The 19716-nt window shown below is 34.6% G+C and carries 12 protein-coding genes; all 12 read right to left on the bottom strand.

Annotated features, from left to right (window positions below; translation table 11 throughout):
* Positions 1 to 125: 125 nt before the first annotated feature.
* The 12 genes from IPM14_00890 to IPM14_00945 all read right to left on the bottom strand — a co-directional run bounded on the left by IPM14_00890 (position 126) and on the right by IPM14_00945 (position 19711).
* Positions 126 to 2501: a T9SS type A sorting domain-containing protein gene (locus IPM14_00890; protein ID MBK9096677.1), complete on the bottom strand. Its 2376-nt coding sequence runs from the start codon at positions 2499 to 2501 to the stop codon at positions 126 to 128.
* 172 nt (positions 2502 to 2673) lie between these two features.
* Positions 2674 to 3996 (bottom strand): T9SS type A sorting domain-containing protein, encoded by a 1323-nt coding sequence (locus tag IPM14_00895; GenBank protein MBK9096678.1) that lies wholly within the window; start codon positions 3994 to 3996, stop codon positions 2674 to 2676.
* A gap of 33 nt (positions 3997 to 4029) precedes the next feature.
* Positions 4030 to 6435 (bottom strand): T9SS type A sorting domain-containing protein, encoded by a 2406-nt coding sequence (locus IPM14_00900; GenBank protein MBK9096679.1) that lies wholly within the window; start codon positions 6433 to 6435, stop codon positions 4030 to 4032.
* A 32-nt stretch (positions 6436 to 6467) separates the two neighbouring features.
* Positions 6468 to 7463 (bottom strand): T9SS type A sorting domain-containing protein, encoded by a 996-nt coding sequence (locus tag IPM14_00905; protein MBK9096680.1) that lies wholly within the window; start codon positions 7461 to 7463, stop codon positions 6468 to 6470.
* Between the two features lie 14 nt (positions 7464 to 7477).
* Complete coding sequence (locus IPM14_00910) at positions 7478 to 7999, bottom strand: hypothetical protein (protein MBK9096681.1); 522 nt, start codon at positions 7997 to 7999, stop codon at positions 7478 to 7480.
* Between the two features lie 32 nt (positions 8000 to 8031).
* Positions 8032 to 9762, bottom strand: a complete 1731-nt coding sequence (locus IPM14_00915) for a T9SS type A sorting domain-containing protein (protein MBK9096682.1) — start codon at positions 9760 to 9762, stop codon at positions 8032 to 8034.
* 512 nt (positions 9763 to 10274) lie between these two features.
* Complete coding sequence (locus tag IPM14_00920; GenBank protein ID MBK9096683.1) at positions 10275 to 11042, bottom strand: hypothetical protein; 768 nt, start codon at positions 11040 to 11042, stop codon at positions 10275 to 10277.
* Positions 11043 to 11057: 15 nt separating this feature from the next.
* Entirely contained in the window at positions 11058 to 12548 is a 1491-nt protein-coding gene (locus IPM14_00925) for a T9SS type A sorting domain-containing protein (protein MBK9096684.1), read from the bottom strand.
* 379 nt (positions 12549 to 12927) lie between these two features.
* Positions 12928 to 13806 (bottom strand): T9SS type A sorting domain-containing protein, encoded by an 879-nt coding sequence (locus IPM14_00930; protein MBK9096685.1) that lies wholly within the window; start codon positions 13804 to 13806, stop codon positions 12928 to 12930.
* A gap of 718 nt (positions 13807 to 14524) precedes the next feature.
* On the bottom strand, positions 14525 to 14884 hold the full coding sequence (locus tag IPM14_00935; GenBank protein MBK9096686.1) for a T9SS type A sorting domain-containing protein: 360 nt from the start codon (positions 14882 to 14884) through the stop codon (positions 14525 to 14527).
* A gap of 2684 nt (positions 14885 to 17568) precedes the next feature.
* Positions 17569 to 18150 carry a T9SS type A sorting domain-containing protein gene (locus tag IPM14_00940; protein ID MBK9096687.1) on the bottom strand — a complete coding sequence of 194 codons (582 nt, stop codon included), beginning with the start codon at positions 18148 to 18150 and terminating at the stop codon, positions 17569 to 17571.
* Positions 18151 to 18247: 97 nt separating this feature from the next.
* Positions 18248 to 19711, bottom strand: a complete 1464-nt coding sequence (locus IPM14_00945; GenBank protein ID MBK9096688.1) for a hypothetical protein — start codon at positions 19709 to 19711, stop codon at positions 18248 to 18250.
* Between the last annotated feature and the right edge of the window lie 5 nt (positions 19712 to 19716).

The following is a 19716-nucleotide window of genomic DNA, read 5'->3' on the forward strand; positions in this document are numbered from 1 at the left end:
ATATTATAATTAAAGCACTTAAAAATCACTGAAGTAGTTTTTGAAGTAGTGAATGAAAATTATTAACATAAAAACCCATACCAGTTTTAATCGATGGGGGATTGAATGAAAATATTTTTTCTATTTTACTTCATTAGTATCATCTTCTTCGTCTCAACATAGTGGCTGGCTTTCAGTTGATATAAATAAATCCCGCTTGTCAGTGAACTTCCATCAAACTCAACTTCATAGCTGCCTGCAGTTTTTTCTTCATTAATTAAGGTACCTACTTCTTTTCCCAAAACATCGTAAACTTTTATTGTTACAAAACCTCTCTCAGATATTTCATATCTAATAGTTGTTGATGGGTTGAATGGGTTGGGATAGTTTTGATCCAAAGTAAATTCAGTTGGACCTGATACTTCAACTTCAATAATATCAGAATAATTAAATGAACCATCAAAATCAATTTGCTTCAAACGATACTTAAAACTTCCAGGATTAACATTTTCATCAGTGAATGAATAACTTTTTGCTTCAGTTGTAGTTCCATATCCTGAGACATAACCAATTGATTCAAAATTGTTATCAGATGATTTTCGCTCGATCTCAAATCCCTTGCTGTTAGTCTCTGTAGCCGTGGCCCAATTGAGGATCACTTTATTTCCATTAATAGTTGCAGTAAATGCTGTCAGTTCTACAGGAACACCGCCATTAATAGTTTTGAGTATCGTTCCTCCTTCGCCAACTGTATATCCAATGTTTTCATCTTGAAAATAAACTGAATGCAGCACCCTGCTTGTTTCGCAGTCATAAGAAATCCACGAATCACCGAAATCTGTTGTCTTTAATAATATTCCTTCAACATCAAGTCCACCAGCCATTTGTCCACCAACAGCATAGCCAATATTACCATTGCCTGCCTGGATAAAATTAATTGAATAGAGCGGAATATTAGTCCCACTTGTTAAAGCTGACCAATTATTTCCTCCATTCGTTGTTTTAACTATAGTGCCATGATCACCAACTGCAATTCCGATATTAGAATTAGTTAAGTATATGGAATTTAAATCGAAAGACACTCCACTGATCTGATTTATCCAGCTTTCTCCACCGTTCGTAGTTTTCAGAATTATGCCACCAGCTCCAACTGCCAAACCATTATTGATATCTGAAAAATAAACTCCTAAAAGATTTGCACTTGTCCCACTATTTTTACTAACCCAGTTTTCTCCATTGTTTGTTGACTTCAAAATCTTTCCAGTATCGCCGACGATAAAACCAAAGTGTTGATCTGGAAAGATAATAGAATTTAGTCTGTAAGAAGTGCCGCTGGTTTTTACCAACCAATCTTCGCCCCCGTTTAATGTTTGAACAATTCTACCATCGTTCCCAACTGCATAACCTGTATCCGCATTTAAAAAGCAAACAGAGCGCAAAGAACTTGAGGTTCCACTTACTTTTAAATCCCAATTAGAACCGCCATTTGTCGTTTTGAGAATTGTTCCATTATCTCCTACTACATAACCTGTAAAAGCATCATAATCAAAAAAAACGGATGACAAATTCACTATTGGCCCTGTAACTTTATTTGTCCAGTTTACACCAGCATTCGTAGTTTTAAGAATAGTTCCAAACTTACCCACTATAAATCCTGTAGTTGAATCGATAAATATTATGCAGATAAGTTGATTCCAAGTTCCCAAATTTTGTATTAACCAGTTATTTCCCCCATCAGTTGTCCTGGCATACATTCCGTCCATTCCAACTGCGTGACCATCAAATTCGTTACTAAAAAAAATCCTCGGAATACTCATACCTATATCACTGTTTTGAATGTACCAATTATTTCCCCCATCTGTAGTTTTTAGAAGTCCGCCATAATCTCCGGATATGAATCCAATACTATCATTGACAAAAGAAATTGACAATAACTTTTCATTAATAGGACTTGGCAATAAAATCCACGTTGAACCATAATCAGTAGTTTTAAGAATTGTTCCGCCCCACCCAGCAATGATACCGGTACTGTCGTTTTTAAAATAGACGGTTTGAAGAGTGTTAGTCGTACCACTGGTTAGAGAGAACCAATCATTCCCTCCATTCGTTGTTTTAACAATTATACCATTTAATGCTGTTGCATATCCTGTGTTCTCATTAGTAAAGAACACGGACCCCAAATGGATACTACTGGAAATCGATATATTCATCCAGTCTGTACCACTATTTGTTGTTTTATAGATTGAGCCATAAGCGCCTACCGTATACCCTAAATTGTCATTTAAAAAAAATACTGAGCGCAAAGTATAATCCGAAAGATCTATATTTTCCCAATCATCACCACAATTTGTCGTTTTAATTATAGCTCCTTTAAATCCTACAGCATAACCGGTATTTTCATCTGTAAAACAGATTGATGTAAGTGTATTTGCTTGAGGTGAAGGATTTTGCCAAAACCATTGTGCGTATGAATTTGAGGTTAGAATGAGCATCATAAAAAATAAGGCGAAAGCATTTTTCATTTTTATTCCCCTTAAAAAGTTGAAAAGTGTAGAGTTTTTTAGTAAGATCAATTTTTTCATTCAATGATTAGTTTCTAACTAACAATTAAAAATAATTACTATATGGATAACAAAAATAAAGCCTGAAAATATCAGGCTTTTTTAGATTTAATGGATTAAATGGTTGATAAAATTACTTTTGAAGTATCATTTTACCTGAAAGAAATTTATCTGAAACTCTCAAAGTATAGAAATAAATTCCGCTTGAAAGTGAACTTCCATCAAACTCAACTTCGTACTCACCAGCAGGTTTTTCTTCATTAACTAGAGTTTCGATTTCATTGCCTAGAACATCATAGATTTTTATCATTACAAAACTTTGATTGGGAATATTATATTTTATTTTTGTTACCGGATTGAATGGGTTGGGGTAGTTTTGAGACAATGAAAAATCGTTAGGAATATTTGAATTTGTAGATTCTACATTTACAATTGTATAGTATATATGAATACTTTGACAGATTATTGCAATTTTAAATCCATCGGGATTGTTTATGATTATTGGAGTATCTCCTGGTTCCCAAATTGACCCGTTCCATAATTCAGCATTACAACTTTCAAAATAATTCCAGATGTATGTATAATCTTTTTTAACATCATTCACCCAAACACTACCATTCCAAATTTGTTCTAATTGTTGAATCTGGTTGCCTATTTCATCATTCATTATCTTTAATAGTAAATAATCCTCAAATTGAATTCCTGTCCAAAGTTGTGCAATAGCATAATTAAGAAATGTTGTTAAAGAGTCGTAATAAAATGAAGTTCTCCAGTAATTCTGCCAATCATTGCCTTCCCAAATTTGAAATAGTAACGAGTCTCGTCTATTTTCAGTAGAATAATAACTAAAATCTCTACCTGAATTAATCCATTGATTATTCTCCCATAATTCTATCAATGAAGTTATTTGCCTGCCTGCCTGATCATAAGTGTAAGTTATTCTTTCTTCATTTTCCCAATTACTCAAAATGTAAGTTTGAATTGTTGTTGAAATCAGGTTATTATCCTGATTATACTCAGATAGGATTTGAAGTGAACTATCCCAAGTCGTATTATTCCAATCGAAGTAAATTTCTCTTATCAAATTTCCAATTGTATCATAGAAATATTCGTCCTTCCCTACTAAGTGCCAATTACCATTTAGATCATTATTGAATTCTGTTCTTTCAACTATTTTATCATCAATATTGTATTCAAAGAAAAATTTAATTTTAGCACCGGTCACAGACTCGGATATCAGACTATCTATCAGATAATTTTCTCTCACTGATTGTTTAAATCTTGATTCATTTATTATCATATTTAACTCTTGTCTTAACTTTTGAGCAGGGTCATCATTCATTTGTGTTAAAAAAGGAATTAATAGTGTCTTTTCAGAATGAAAAATATTATCCTGCTGTGCAAACAGAGTAGCCAGCATACTAAAAATCAGGAGAGATATTTTAAGGGTTCGCATTTTTTTACTCCAATAAAATTAAGTTTGAAGTTTTTATTTCAACAAAATCATCTTCCTCGTCTCGATAAAATTATCTGCTTGAAGTCTATAAAAATAAATTCCACTTGGAAGATTCGTACCGTCAAACTCAACTTCATAAACTCCGGGCTGTTTCTCTTCATTAACAAGTGTTACAATTTCTCTTCCAAGCACATCATAAATTTTCAGGCTTACGTTTCCCGTCTCTCGTCTTACGTTTTGCGGTATGCTGTATTTTATTTTTGTAACCGGGTTAAATGGGTTGGGGTAGTTTTGAGAAAGTGAGAACTCATTTGCAAATGGTATTTCTACTTCTACTATTTGTGAATACTCAAACGTACCGTCGTAGTCAATTTGTTTTAGTTTATATTGATACTTGCCCGGATTAACATTGTTATCTGTAAATGCGTAATGCTGAGTTTCTGTTGTTGTTCCGTGTCCGGGAACAAATCCTATTTTATTCCATTCATTGTTGTTATTCGGAGCCGAGCGAAGAATCTCAAACCCGGAGTTGTTTGTTTCTGTTACGGTTGACCAGTTAAGTTCTACTTTATCCTTATACACTTCTGCTATGAATGAAGTAAGTTCAACCGGAACACCACCATTGTATGAATGAAGAATAATTTCAAAACTACCTGCTATCCAAAGTTCATCCGTCTCGCAATGTGCAATTGAATGTAATTCATTATAGATATCATCTTCCTGTAATATCCAGCTAATTCCTCCATCCGTTGTATACCAAATTTGTCCAAATCTTCCAGCGACCCAACCGACATTTTCATTTCTGAAATAAACATCATTAAAAACATAAAATGGAATATCAAGTTGAAGAGCCCATGTGCTACCACCATCCGTTGTTTTCAATATACTTCCTGTTCCATTCGTTGTTCCATCCACAAGCCATCCTAAATTTTCATTTAAAAAGAATATTGAAGTGAAACTATGATTCCCAGGGATGGATAATGGCTGCCAAGATGATCCTCCATCTGTCGTTTTAATCAAAGTAGTATAAGAGCCTGCTGCCCATCCATAATTACCATTCAAAAAGAAAATAGAAAATAACCAACGAGTGGTTCCAGTATTTAACTGAAACCAATTATCACCACCATTTGTGGTCCTCAGTACAATCCCGTGATTTCCAGCAGTCCAGCCAGTATCATTATTTATAAAGTAAATCGATCGAAGCGGTGTTGATATTCCACTATTCTGTTGTATCCATATATTTCCTCCATCGGATGAATGTATTATTTCTCCATCATAACCAGAAGCCCAAATATGTTGTGAATCGGAGAACGAGACGGAAAGTAATGCCCATGAAGAAGAGCTATTTATGTATGATTCCCAATTCTGTCCACCGTTTGATGTTACAAATATTTTACCTCCCAAGCCTACAGCAACTCCATTATTGTGATCGGCAAAGTCTATGGAATACATGTCCTTATTTTCTTCACCAGAGATTGTAATCCACTCTTGTCCTGCATTAGTAGTCTTTATTATGGTACCTCCAGAACCGACGACCCAACAATCATTTTGTCCTATTAAAGAAATTGAATATAAATTTTCGTCTATTCCAGATACTAAACTCGACCAGCCTGCGCCACCATTTGATGTTTTGAAAATTTTCCCCTCAACTCCCACTGCATAACCGACTAAGGTATTTGCGAACTTGATATCACTGCATCGGATACCAACCATGAGAGTATCCCAGGTTGCACCACCATCAGTTGTTTTCCAAAAGTAACCTCCGTTTCCAGATAACGTACCATTTGAACCAACTGCATACCCTGTTACGTTATCTAAGAAATAAGCTGATTGTATATCAGGTATATTTAACTGAGGAAATACCTCCCAATAATTTCCTCCATTTGTTGTTGCAAGAACTACAGTTGAATAAGTATTAAAGTCATGAGCTATTGCCCAACCTGATTGTTCATTTAAGAAAAACAATGAACTTATACTGTAATCTGAATTCGAAAACTGATATATCCAATTACTTCCCCCGTTAGTGGTTTTATAAATATATCCTTGACCAGAAAGCCATCCGACACTGTTATTGATGAAATACATGTCCCAATATGTATAATCCTCCAAATCAGCGACTAATGACCAAGATTCACCAGAATCAATTGTTTTAAAAATGTTTCCATAGTAAAAATCCAAAACCCAGCCAGTGTTTTCATTAATAAATTCAACATCTACTAAGTAAGAATACTGACCCACATCTTTCATTATCCATGTATTCCCACCATCCGTCGTCTTTAAAATCATTGATTCATCACCAACTGCGAAACCAATTGTCGTATTTATAATTTCAACAGAGAACAAACTATTTCCAGGAGGTACTGGATTCTGCCATTCCCACTGTGCAGATATAGTAATCGAAAGAATAAAAACCAGGAGAGATATTTTAAGGGTATGCATTTTACGCTCCATTAAAATTAAACTTATAATTTTTACTTAAGCAGAATCATCTTCTTTGTCTCTGAATATACTCCAGCTTTCAACTGATAAAAATAAATTCCGCTTGGAAGTGCTGTTCCATCAAACTCAACTTCATACTCGCCAGCAGGTTTTTCTTCGTTGACGAGTGTTGCTATTTCTCTTCCAAGCACATCATAAATTTTCAGGCTTACGTTTCCCGTCAGTTGTCGTACGTTTTGCGGTATACTGTATTTTATTTTTGTACTCGGATTAAACGGGTTGGGATAGTTTTGTGAAAGTGAAAACTCATTAACAATTGGAATTTCTACTTCTAATATTTGTGAATACTCAAACGTGCCATCAAAATCCATTTGCTTTAGTTTGTATTGATACTTGCCCGGCTTAATATCGTTATCTGTAAATGAGTAATGCTGTGTTTCAGTTGTTGTTCCGTGCCCGGGAACAAATCCTATTTTATTCCATTCACCATTGTCATTCTTAGCGAAGCGAAGAATCTCAAATCCAGAGTTGTTTGTTTCAGTTGCTGTTGACCAGTTGAGAGTTACTTCATTAATGTTGGCAGTTGCAGTAAATGAAATAAGTTCTACCGGAATGCCACCATTTGGAGTATAAAGAATCGTTCCATTTTGACCAACTGCCCAACCATTATTGGTGTCTATGAAGAAAATATCATTTAGTGTGTTGTTAGTGTTAGAATTCTGAATTGTCCAAGTGCTTCCACCATTTGTTGAATTAAAGATTTGATTACCGTATGTATACCATCCAATTTGTGCTGTGATGAACTGGAAATTATATACTGGCTGAGCTTGTTGATACCAGCTGACACCACCATTTGTTGTTTTATATAGAGTATACGGATTACTATAATCAGTTACCCATCCTAAATCAATGTTAATAAATTGTAAATCCCTCGGTTCATAAATTGGTGGCAATGCCAGTTTTTGCCAGGTATTTCCCCCATTTGTTGTTTTAACAAGTGTATCGTTCCCAGTAACAATTAGATTCATATAATCAATTGCATCTATTTTTTCAGTCCCCAGTTATAGGTTGGCGGGAAATTTTTATTTACCCATGTGACTCCTCCATCAGTTGTTTCTTTAAATATGATTGGAAATTCTGTAATTCCATATTCATAAGAACTGATTGTTTGTTCTCCAACAAACCAACCTGTATCTGGGTTTATAAACTCAAAATCATTGATGTAATCAGTCGCTCCCAAATACGAATACACTGGAATCCAATTTTCTCCTCCATCAGTGGTTTTTAATAGGGTTGAGCCAGTTGTCCAAGTTCTCATCCACCCAATTAGTTCGTTACTAAATGAAAATTGAAAAATTGGATTTTGTGAGTATAGATATTGCCAATTCTCTCCACCATCTGTTGTTTTATAAATATCTAGAAAATAAGTTGTCCAGCCAACTTGATTGTTTACAAACAGAACTTGAACAAGAGGGTTTGTCGTTCCGCTGTTTTGCTGATACCACTGTGCGGATACACTAATTGAAAGAATAAAAACCAGGAGAGATATTTTAAGGGTCCGCATTTTACGCTCCATTAAAATTAAAGTTAAAATTTTTACTTAAGTAGAATCATTTTCTTTGTTTCTAAAAATTGTCCTGCCTTAAGCTGATAAAAATAAATTCCGCTTGGCAATCCGGTAGCAACGAATTCAACTTCATACACTCCTGCTGGTTTTTCTTCATTCACCAGCGTTTTTATTTCATCTCCTAAAACATCGTATACTTTTATAGTAACAAATCTTCTCTCCGATATTTTATATTTTATCTTAGTTGAAGGATTAAAAGGATTGGGATAGTTTTGATCTAATAAGTAATTATCTATTAATTCATTTAATTCATTTTTATCTACTAGCTGCTGACTTGTGAGTGAAGGCGATATTAGAAGTATGCCATATCCGATTGCAAATAAATCTCCATTTGCATTATACTCTAATTTGTCTATTCCGCTAAGAGGAACCCACATGGGTTCGGTAGTCCAAGTATTTCCGCCATTGTTAGTTTTACGAAAATTATATCGTTCAATTACTACTCCACTGAGCGAATCAGTAAATGCTAAGGAGGAATATACTCTGTAATAACCACTTTGAGATAATTCGATGTTCCAAGATTCACCCATATTTGAAGTTTTATAAACTTTGTTATCACCAAGAGCGAAACCTATTCTATCATTTGTCATTTGAACTTCATGAAGCTCTTCATCCGTATCTGTGATATGCCATGATAATCCAAAATCGGACGTTTTGAAAAATGATCCTCTTGTTCCCAACGAATCATAGTAATGGCCAACACCTATAATTTTTCCAGGACTTATTATTTCACTTTCTCTAAGTCCGAAGTTATAAATGATTGGACCTGTTATCCAAGAATTTCCTCCATCGGTGGAGGAGACTAAATTTTTATAAGCATTAAGAACAAAAATATCTTTACTGTAAACCTTTAATGCTTGTAAACCGCTGTAAACAGGGACGTTTAATTGTGTCCAATTATCTCCGTAATCAGTAGATTTAAACAAGCGAGTTTGATCCGTAATAATATAAATAACTCCCTCAGCGATTCCTGCCAACCACATATATCCCATCGATTGTGGAAGTGATTTCTGTTGCCAAGAGTGACCCCCATCGAAACTAATTAAATAAGGGCTAATGTTCCATTTAAGCCAAGCCATACCTATTTGATTATTGGGATCAGCAGGTTTAGAATCAAACACTATATCATTAATTCTCAAATCATAATCCGAACTCATTTTCGTATATGAATTACCGTTATCTGATGATTTATAGACTCCAAATGTTGCAAACATATAAATTGCATCATTTTGCTGATTATATATTGCATTATAAAAAGTTGTATGCTCATATAGATTTTGCAAAGGGAAAGATTGAGACCAGGAGATGCCCATATCAGATGAGAATCTTTGAACAACTCTGCTATCATTATAGTATCCCAAATTTCCTAATACTACCCAGTTATTATCATCAATTGATAGAACATTTTTAAATCGCTCGTCTGCAATTTTATTTACAGACCAAGTCATACCAGTATCCGTAGTTCTTTGAATAAATCCCTCTAAAGTATTGTCGTCTGGATGTATAATGTATCCAATTGCGATACCTATACCTGAAGAATTTATTCGAATATCTGTATAAGTGACTTGATTTAATGTATCCGAAATTAGGCCGGTATTTATTTGGCTCCAATTATTTCCTCCATTAGAACTATACCACATTGAACCCTCAAACGCACTATAATGAAAACTTTTTAACACCCATATCTGATTTTCATTCATTGCATATAATTTTGAAAAGTAACCATAGCCGCCGAAAAAGGGTGCACCAAGATATGTCCAGGTTAAACCGGCGTTATTCGTCACATAAAAACCTCCTGATCCTAGCTTCCATCCTCTAACTGTAGAACCAAATGTAACAAGGTGTATGTTGGATCCCGGATTAGCAGTTTTCATCCAACTTTGTCCTCCATTGGTAGTCCTAAATTCTCCGTAGGCTACGTCAGTTACATACCCAATTAAGGAGTCAGCAAAAGCTAGACCTTGCTCTGTAAAGTCACCAAGTGCAACATTTTCACGAGGGGCATACGTCGGAAACACTTCGAACTTTTCATCCTGAACGTCTAACTTTATTACAGTATTATCTTCGCACCAAAAATAAATCTTACTTTCAGTTTGTACAGATGAATAAACTATTTTGTAAGGTGGATAAGGTGATATCCATTCCCAATTATTTTGTGCAATTGAAGTTGAAGAACTGATGAGATTTACGAAAAGTATAATAATAAACTTTTTCATTGATCTTCCTCCGGATATAAAATAACGTCTTGAGTGTACAGAATGCCCGGATACATAGTAAAACCAACAATTCTATCCAGATACCCCGCTTTTCTAAATAGAAGAAAAATATAATCATAAATAACTTTTTCATAAACGTTGTTCGGATCTGAAAAATTACACACCATAATCGTATCCCCTACAAACGCTTCATTTATGTTAAACAAATAATTTCCATTTTTATCCGATATTGAATTGGGTTTATTCTCTGTGCCAATTAAAAGCAATTCTTTTTTATCTTCGAACTTGATTCCATCTAATGAGCTTGATTTTAATTTGTAACTGTAGATCCCATTTTCCAGTTGTGGATCTTGATCTAAATTACCTAAGTAATGTTGGTACAATCCATAGTTCAATGTGTCTTTATAAGAATAATAGGTTTTATTGTCATTGATGGAATTTAATTCTAAAGAAATAACACTCTTTGCATCCAACGAAAATCGAATGAATGTTTCGTGAAATACCGGATTAGGAAAGTTCTGATATAATTGATTTGTAAATATGCTATCTTGAGTGCCAAGGGGTAATAATTTAACATTCGGTTCTGAAGGAATGTAGCTATAGTTGAATAAACAGTATACATTAACTCCATTTATCTTTTCCCCCGATGAATCAATAATACTCCCCCGGACTCCGTAAATTTTTTCCGTTGGAGTGATTACATCGTCTTCGCAAGAAATAAAAAAACACAACAAAAGAATTGCTACTAAATAAATCTTGTCCATTGATAACCCCGTTTTTTATTTTAATAAAATCATTTTTTTAGTCTGAACATTTGATCCCGATATCAATTGATAGAAATAAACTCCTGCGGCAAGGTTGAATGCATTGAGATCAACTGTATACCTACCTCCTCCTTGAATATCGTCAACCAAAACTTCTACTAGCTCTCCAATAGAATTGTAGACTTTTAAGGAAGTTTGCTGAGTAGATGGTAGCGAATAGATTATCTTAGTATCCGGATTGAAAGGGTTTGGATAGTTTTGCTTAAGTTCGAAATCAATTGGCAACCCTTTGATCAAAACGATCAATGAATTTTTAGGTATTGTATCATTGGTTATAACTGTTATTGTCGCTGAGTGAATACCAGGATCGGTGATTTTATACGTAAGATTAACACCATATCCCCATTCGGGGGGTATATCCATCTGTCTTCTCGATATTTCAAAATCAGGATTACTTGTTTGTATATCAAAGACTTTTAGTGTATCAAAACCAAAATTTCCGATCGCAAAACTAACATACGATATTTCACCCACTTGTTCATTATAATACTCACCAGCTACTGAATCTGGTAAGCTCAATTCAGGATAATTGAAATCATTCAATGCCCTTCTGAATAATCCCCCATAATTACAACTATATAAAGTATCATCAATAATTTTTAAAAACTGAACTTGATTAGTAAACCCATCAGGACTATTTCTGGTTGCCGGAATCCAATCCATTAATTCGGGTGAAAAATATTTAATCGAAAGATCTCCACCAGCAAAATACTTATTGTTAAATTTTTCGATACACTTTATATACGGGCAATTTGGTCCCACGTCAATCCAACTCATTCCCTCATTAACCGTAAACTTAACACCCTCTATAGTGCCAGCAAACAAAGTATCATTACTCAGCAACAATTGGGATGTGTGTACGCTAAGTACATTCTGCCAATTTATTCCGTTATCAAGAGTAGAGTAAACACCATTAGTTCCTGAGACAAAAAATTTATTATTTAACACTACTATACTTTTAGCATCCCAGATCATCCCGGCAGTTAAATAATTTAAATTCCAGGAAATACCATTGTCAGTTGAGATATACACTCCATTACCACTTAAACCTCCTATATATACTTCTCCAATTTTTGCTAAGCTTAAAATTCCAGTTGTGTTTGCGAAGATTTGCCATTTATTTAATTCTTCGTTCAATTTATAAAGCCCATTGAAATTCATTACGTACAACCCGGATGAATCACAATATATATTGTTAATCCAATAAGTAGTATAATTTTTTGCCAATCCTAAATTTAATTCTTTAAAGCTATCACAATAGTTGTCGGAATAAAAAATTCCGTGTGTGAGGTCACCAACAAAAATTTTATTTTTATATTCTATAATGGAGATGAGATATTCAGGTTGTGGATTATAAGGGAAATTCAGAAGTTTATGCCATTGAGCCGGTACGACTTGTATTAGCAACATGAAAATAACAAGTATCATTTTAATTAAACGATCCATATTGCTTCCCCAAAAAGTTTTTATTGTTTAATGAAACATGTCTTGGTAAAGATTGAAAACCAACACAATTATCTGTCTATTTTTTTAATAAAAATTAAATTTCTGGCAATGAATTTTATTTTAATAAAAACAACTCGTTTCCATATGACTACATTAATCAGACCGCAAATAAACTTTGATTAACTTCTCAAAACTTGGCTAACAATTCATTTCTGTATAATATTTCATACAAGAAAAGTTCACTAATCATTACAACGGCATTTGAAAAAAATTAAGTTAGACACTATTCTTTTCTTTCAGTAACTGTTCGGCCGTGACCGCTGTGGTAATTAAAAAACCCGATGTGATGATCGGGCTTTACTTAAGAATTAATTTAAAATCATTTCATCAAAATCATCTTCTTCGTTTCACTAAATGAACCTGCTTCCAACTTGTAGAAATAAATCCCACTTGGCAGTTTTGCTGCATTGAACTCAACTTCATATTCTCCGGCAGGTTTTTCTTCATTAACTAAAGTCGCGATTTCATTTCCTAAAACATCATAAACTTTTAAGCTTACATTACTGGTTACTGGTAACCGATAACTGATTACTGTGCTTGGATTGAAAGGATTCGGATAATTTTGACTTAATGTATAAGAATATGGATTAAAGAATTTTTCATTAATTCCTGTACCTATTGTCTGATCAAGTTTCATAATGAAAATATTACTCTTCGTTAAGTAATCGTACAAACTGCCACCTATAAATAGACTGCTATCCCTTACAATTATTGGCCAAAGATATTGTTGTTCGTAAGACACTTCACTCAATGTATATTCCCAAATTAAATCTCCCTCTGTTGATAATTTTATTACATAAGTTTTAGATATTGAATCCGCCGCTGTTCCAGTAATATAGATGTTGTTTTCAGAATCCAAAGCCAAAGCTGTTGGAAGATCATTAAGGTCTTCCTGGCTATTATATTCCGTAAACCATAATTCTTCACCCGACGAAGAAAGTTTCTTTATCTGAATATTCGCATTGTTATTAGAATTATTTCCTGTTACTATCACATTATTCAACTGATCTACGCCCAAATCATAAAGATTAGTAATATGTTGGACAGAATCAGCAACATTTCGTTCCCAAATTGTCTCTCCTGTTGCAGAATTAATTTTATAAATTCTTGAGTCTCGCTGGGTAAATGCAACCAAGTTATTTTCACTATCCAAGATGATCTTTCTGATATTGCTACCTTCAAGAGGTTTGAACCACATTAAAATTCCATCCTTAATAGATGCGATGTAGGAATGATAAACGTGTTGGCCATTAATTATTTGTAACTGAAGTATTCCCGCGTAAATGAAGTTTTCACTATCTCTAATAAGATCTCCAATTCCGTATGCACTTGTATCATCACGGAAAACAACTGACCAGAGTGAATCGCCAGCGGAATTAAATCTATTAATAACTAAATAAGCATATTGAGGTCCCTCCCAATTATCATAAGCCAGTATAGGCTGTTCATCTGTATCCAGAATTAATGACAATCCTCTTGCTTTGAAATTAAAATCTTTTGACCAGATTATCTGACCGGAGGGAGAATATTTTTGAAGAATCATTTTTCTGTTGAAATTGTTAATGGTCGTAACTCCAGTCAGATACAAATCAGAATTATTATTTATTGTTAATGAATTAAATTCATCGCGAACGTTGGGTTGGAGTGAATAAACAATTGACAATAACGAGTCACCTTCAAATGAGTACTTGATCAAAATTGCATCAGATGTACTATCTTGCATAAAACTACCGCCGGCGAGATAAATTCCCGAATTATCTAATTTCATACTATGTAAAAAATCGTAAGAATTAAAAGGACCATTGTATATTCTGAACCAATCTAATTCGGGTTGGGATTGAGAATAGATATTCTGAAATGTTAAAAGTAAGAATACTATAAATAAAATTCGTTTCATTTTATTCCCCAATAAACATTTATTTTATCAAAATCATTTTCTTTGTTTCGGTATAATTTCCTGCTCTCAATTGATAGAAATACACTCCCGTTGCCAAATGTGAAGCATTAAAATTTATTTGGTAATTACCGGCAGGTAACTCTTCATTCATGAGTGTTGATGTCTCTCTGCCAAGTATGTCATATACCTTCAAAGTGACCAATCCGTAATCCGCAATTTGAAATTTGATATTAGTGAGTGGGTTGAACGGGTTCGGATAGTTCTGTAAGAGTAAGTACTTATTTGGAGAATCAATATCTTTTTCCTCTCCAACATCTGACGGAAGTTCAGTAAAATTACTTTCATAAAAGCTTTGTGCACCCAAAGAATACAATTTCATTTTTGTAACAGACTCAAGAGCATTGCTGCCGCGTCCGACAATATAAGCCTTCCATATATCAACATTTTCATTTTCCTTAAGAGTGAATGGTCCTAAACTTGTTAATATTCTCTGATCAGCGTAATAAGTATTTATCCAACCATAATTCAAGACAGGATCACCGGAATAGAGAAAAAAAGGATTTACCTGATTACAAGGAATTCCATAAACATAACCATACTGCCAATTACATGGATTAATACTCTGTCCCAACCGGTTTCTTCCCAGAAGATAATTTCTTGCTTCAATATGGTTATTTGGATCATTCATTGTAGGGTCGCCGTTGATATAATGTATAAACGATGTTGATTCAAGATTTTTTGCGCCCGGATAATATTCCGCACCTAAAATTATTCCTTTATTTACAACTGCAGTATCAATCGGCGTATCAATTCCCTCATCATAAATATTATTACCATTAACATCAATAAAAGTTTCTCCGGAAATATATACAACCGGTCCTGCAAGTAATCGTGAGCCAAACGAAGGTGGGTTTGCTCCATACGATGGGTCTGCACCAGCGTTGTAACTAAAGCCCAGATTTAATAGAGTATCACATCCTGTAAGATCATCACTTGAACCAGGTTGACCGCCAATATCGGGATCGTCCCAAAGTCCGAAATAAACGGAATCAAACTGTGCTGCAACATTTCCTGTATTAATGATTCTATATCTTACAAAAATCATATTATCAATTGGATTTGTTTCATTACCGATGGCAAATAGTGTCTGATGAATTTCAATTCCCATTGGATTTACCTGGTTAAATCTGCGCTGATTAGCAGGTCGGCTATCGTTATAAACACACCAGACAGTTTCGTCACCGAGAAAATCCGGTCTGTCTTCATTCGAATCCCAAACATTGTTTCCATTAATATCAACAGGATTATAGATGCCATCATTATCTCCATCATAAAAATCCGCACCTAAACCAACTGCATACTGATATCCAATCCACGATTGACCAAATGGAGGATCAGTTGATTTAATTACATATAGAGAATTTCTGAAATCATTCGGATCTGAACCAACTGGACCCGGAAGGTAGTCTTCTACAAGCGATGCAGAAGCGACAGCGTTAGTCCACATTTGATTTTGATTATAACCGCTGAGAAAAAATCCTCCAGAAAATAGAACTAAAGATTCATCAAAATGTAATCCGCTCAAACTATCTTCTACATCAGCAAGAATGCCGTTATTTCTGAGAGGAAGTTTAAGTCTATTAACTTCAACATGATAATCATCATAATAGATGAAATTAGGAATAGCAACATAGCTGCCATTAAAACCAACCTCGTAATAGTTTACGTCTCTAAGAAGAAAATCATAAACCAGCATGGTTCCGTTTGGGAAACCATCTTCTAATATTATTCCGTAAATGTTATCTCCCGGCAATGAATCATTATGCATACCATCATCACGCATGTCGAGAGTATCAATATTTCCCTCAACATTAATAATTGCTTTTACGTTACTCAATGCATCTTCATCGTCCGCAAAAGCTCTAAGTGTAATCGGTTCGCCTGCTTCAGGAAATTCAGGAATTATAAAAAAATCATAAAGGAAAGGAGGAGTTGAAAAATCAATGCTTTCTCCAGGTATGCCATAATAAATCTGATAAAAGTCGTCCTGATAATTCGCATCACGAGTTGAACCAAACGAAACAATCGGTAAACCATTCCAGGCTGATAGACTGGATAATTCATCATAACCTGCATAATTAGAAAACTTTTCCGGAGATATCCAATTTAGTCCTTCATCAGTGCTTCTAATAAAATAAATTTCACTTTGTGAATATCCTTGAAATGGTGTGTGTTCATTTCGATAATAAAGTAACCAAAGCTTGCCGGAGTAATCTTTAATAATTCTTGGTTTGAAATTATCATATCCGTCGCTTAAAAGTATTTGCTTTTCTGACCATGTTAAACCACTATTAGAACTGGTTCTATATACTATTTCTCTAAATGGAGTATCTGTGGATTCATAAACAATCATATCTTTACTTGAATTTACATTCACAAAATTTCCATTTCTTCCAGATGAATCAATAACTTCGCGTGAGAACCAGTTAAACCCATCTGAGGTACGAATGCTATAAATTCCTCTATGTGGTATTGTATCAGGTAGATTATTCGGTAAGTAGCTATAAATTAATGCGGCAGTTCCATCAAAAAATTTTGCCAGGCTTGTATATGCAACCCGAAGTTGCTCGGCTGGTAAACCAAATGTAGGAATGATTTCGAATCCTTGCCATGTTTCACCATCATCATCAGAATACATCATCTTGTATCTAATATCTTTGTATGTTGCCAGTATCCTTCCGGAACTAAGAACAACTGCATTAATGTCTACTTGATCTTGCGTGGAAGTTGAAACTATTTGCTGTGCGAAACTCCAGGAAAAGCCACCGTCATAACTCTTAGACGAATGGATCATATAAGTTCCGGATTCATACCATAACATCAGCAGATCGTTATTTGGCAGACCTAAAAGGAATGATTGCTTATTTGTGATCCACCAATACTGACTGGCAAAGCGAAGTGGGTTACTTATTTGAGAAAAGCACTCAATTGAGAGCAGCATTATACAGATTAAAATTATATTCTTCATAACGACCTCACTTTTTTTGTAAGGGATTAGAAATATTATTTAAGCAGAATCATTTTCTTTGTTTCTGAAAATTGTCCTGCCTTAAGCTGATAAAAATAAATTCCACTTGGAAGAGTTTCAGCGTTGAACTCAACTTCATATTCTCCTACAGGTTTTTCTTCGTTAACCAACGCTACAACTTCTCTTCCGAGGATGTCGTAAACTTTTATTGTTACATTAGAATGATTTGCTATCGAATATCGAATAGTTGTAATCGGATTAAATGGATTGGGAAAATTCTGGCTGAGTAGATAAGTATTAATCTCTTCCTTAATTTGATCTTCTTCAACTGATGTGATTATTTCGTCCGAACTGAATATTTGTGCATACTCACCAACTCCCCAAATTTTTCCCGTTTCTGAAACAAAAATATTTTTTAAATAGGTATATTTTCGCAGCGGCACCCAATTCAATCCTCCATCAAGGGTTTGATAAATTGTATATAGATCTTGATAATTGTAATCAACAGCCAACATGTAGCCTTTCGAATTACTTTCAAAAGCGAATTGCAGAACTGTTAAGTCAAAAATATCTGATAAGAATTCCCAGTTATTTCCACCATCCGTAGTCTTATACATTGAGTAGTTTGAAACAATCCACCCATTATTATCATCGTGGAAGTAAAACGCATTTATATTTCCAATCTCGATTGTGTCAATCCAACTCTCTCCACCATTAGTAGTTTTTGAGCAATGGGCCATTTCCGATTGAATTAGCAGATAGTGCCCAACCAATAAGGCTATCAATGAAACAGAAATCAGTGAAATATCCATTTGAAGTTAAATCGATCCAGGAATTCCCGCCATTAGTAGTTTTCCGAAACCAAACATCGTATGGTGCAATAGAGTAACCGTAATATTTGGAAAAGAATTTTATTTTAATTGAGCTAAAATTTGGGAAAATTTGTTGAACCTGCCACGATTGCCCTCCATTTGTTGATTTAACAAATTCACCGTTATCGCCAGCTATAAAAATATCATTAGAAGTAGGAACACTGATTGAAGTAAAGTTTATTGCAAATAATTCATCGTTATTCCAGCTACTACCTCCATCTGAGGTTCGTATAAGTATTCCTTCAGCACCTGCACACCAACCATTTAAACTGTCAGAGAAATCTAATTGGTTAATTGTGCCTTCAACTATTGTTGAATATTTTTTCTCCCAGGGGAAACCTGTTTCTCTGGATGCAAACATTCTGGGGTAAAAATATTCTGATCCCCCAACAATCCATTTGCGTGTACCCTGCAGAGAAATATCAAAATATTCACCTAAGTCATTTGTGCCTTCAGAGTACCAAGTATTGCCGCCATCATCAGTAAAAAGCACTACACCTGGTCTCCCAACTACTGTAGCATTTAATGAATCCCAGATTTCTATCTCATTATAGCCACGATTCCAAATACTATCCTGAGTAATCCAGGTATATCCACCATCTGTGGTTTTATGTATTGAGGCATAATCAGAATATAGTCCCTCACCTACAACCCATCCTATTTGAGAATTGAAAAACTTAATGTCTTTATTCCACGTCCAGTGAATATCTGATATCTGTTCCCAACTCTCTCCTCCATCAGAAGTTTTGAAAATATATCCTACAGGGGTACCTATCCAGCCATTCAGTTCATCAATGAAAAATACAGTAGTTGCCCAACCAGGGCCTCCTTTAAATTCCCAGCTTTGTCCCATATCGGTTGTCTTATATGCACCTGTGAATCCGACAATATATCCCAGATTTTCTGAAACAAAATGTAGATCATTAAACCCTTCGCTTGTAGTTGTATTCGGATTATTATCTATCCAGGTTTCACCTCCATTTGTAGTACATAGAACAGCAGGAAAATCTGGTCCTCCAACATCACCTCCGGCAATTACTCCTCTGTTTCTATCCGCAAAATAAATCTTTCTTAAAGTTGATCTTACTGGCGATGATTGTAATTCCCAGCTCTCACCTCCATCAATCGTTTTAATTATTGTCCCAAACTCACCAACCGCCCACCCATAAAGAGAGTCAACATAGAAAATACCGTGAAGTTGATATGGAGCAGGTAAAGGATTATGGAACTGGGATTGGCAGTGTGAATCTCCAATATGATAAATTATTATGGCAGAGAGTAGAATGTATTTTAAATATTCTTTCATTTTAA

The organism is bacterium (genome assembly GCA_016716565.1).
Classification (GTDB): domain Bacteria; phylum Bacteroidota; class Ignavibacteria; order Ignavibacteriales; family Ignavibacteriaceae; genus IGN2.

Excerpts from the sequence above, each read along its gene's own strand:
- IPM14_00940 (MBK9096687.1), bottom strand. The coding sequence starts at position 18,150 with ATGTATAAGACTACGGATGGTGGAAATAACTGGGAATTCTTATCAGAT.
- IPM14_00925 (MBK9096684.1), bottom strand. The coding sequence starts at position 12,548 with ATGGATCGTTTAATTAAAATGATACTTGTTATTTTCATGTTGCTAATA.
- IPM14_00900 (MBK9096679.1), bottom strand. The coding sequence starts at position 6,435 with ATGCATACCCTTAAAATATCTCTCCTGGTTTTTATTCTTTCGATTACT.
- IPM14_00920 (MBK9096683.1), bottom strand. The coding sequence starts at position 11,042 with ATGGACAAGATTTATTTAGTAGCAATTCTTTTGTTGTGTTTTTTTATT.
- IPM14_00945 (MBK9096688.1), bottom strand. The coding sequence starts at position 19,711 with ATGAAAGAATATTTAAAATACATTCTACTCTCTGCCATAATAATTTAT.
- IPM14_00910 (MBK9096681.1), bottom strand. The coding sequence starts at position 7,999 with ATGCGGACCCTTAAAATATCTCTCCTGGTTTTTATTCTTTCAATTAGT.
- IPM14_00895 (MBK9096678.1), bottom strand. The coding sequence starts at position 3,996 with ATGCGAACCCTTAAAATATCTCTCCTGATTTTTAGTATGCTGGCTACT.
- IPM14_00935 (MBK9096686.1), bottom strand. The coding sequence starts at position 14,884 with ATGAAATTGTATTCTTTGGGTGCACAAAGCTTTTATGAAAGTAATTTT.
- IPM14_00905 (MBK9096680.1), bottom strand. The coding sequence starts at position 7,463 with ATGAATCTAATTGTTACTGGGAACGATACACTTGTTAAAACAACAAAT.
- IPM14_00915 (MBK9096682.1), bottom strand. The coding sequence starts at position 9,762 with ATGAATGAAAATCAGATATGGGTGTTAAAAAGTTTTCATTATAGTGCG.
- IPM14_00890 (MBK9096677.1), bottom strand. The coding sequence starts at position 2,501 with ATGAAAAATGCTTTCGCCTTATTTTTTATGATGCTCATTCTAACCTCA.
- IPM14_00930 (MBK9096685.1), bottom strand. The coding sequence starts at position 13,806 with ATGTGGTTCAAACCTCTTGAAGGTAGCAATATCAGAAAGATCATCTTG.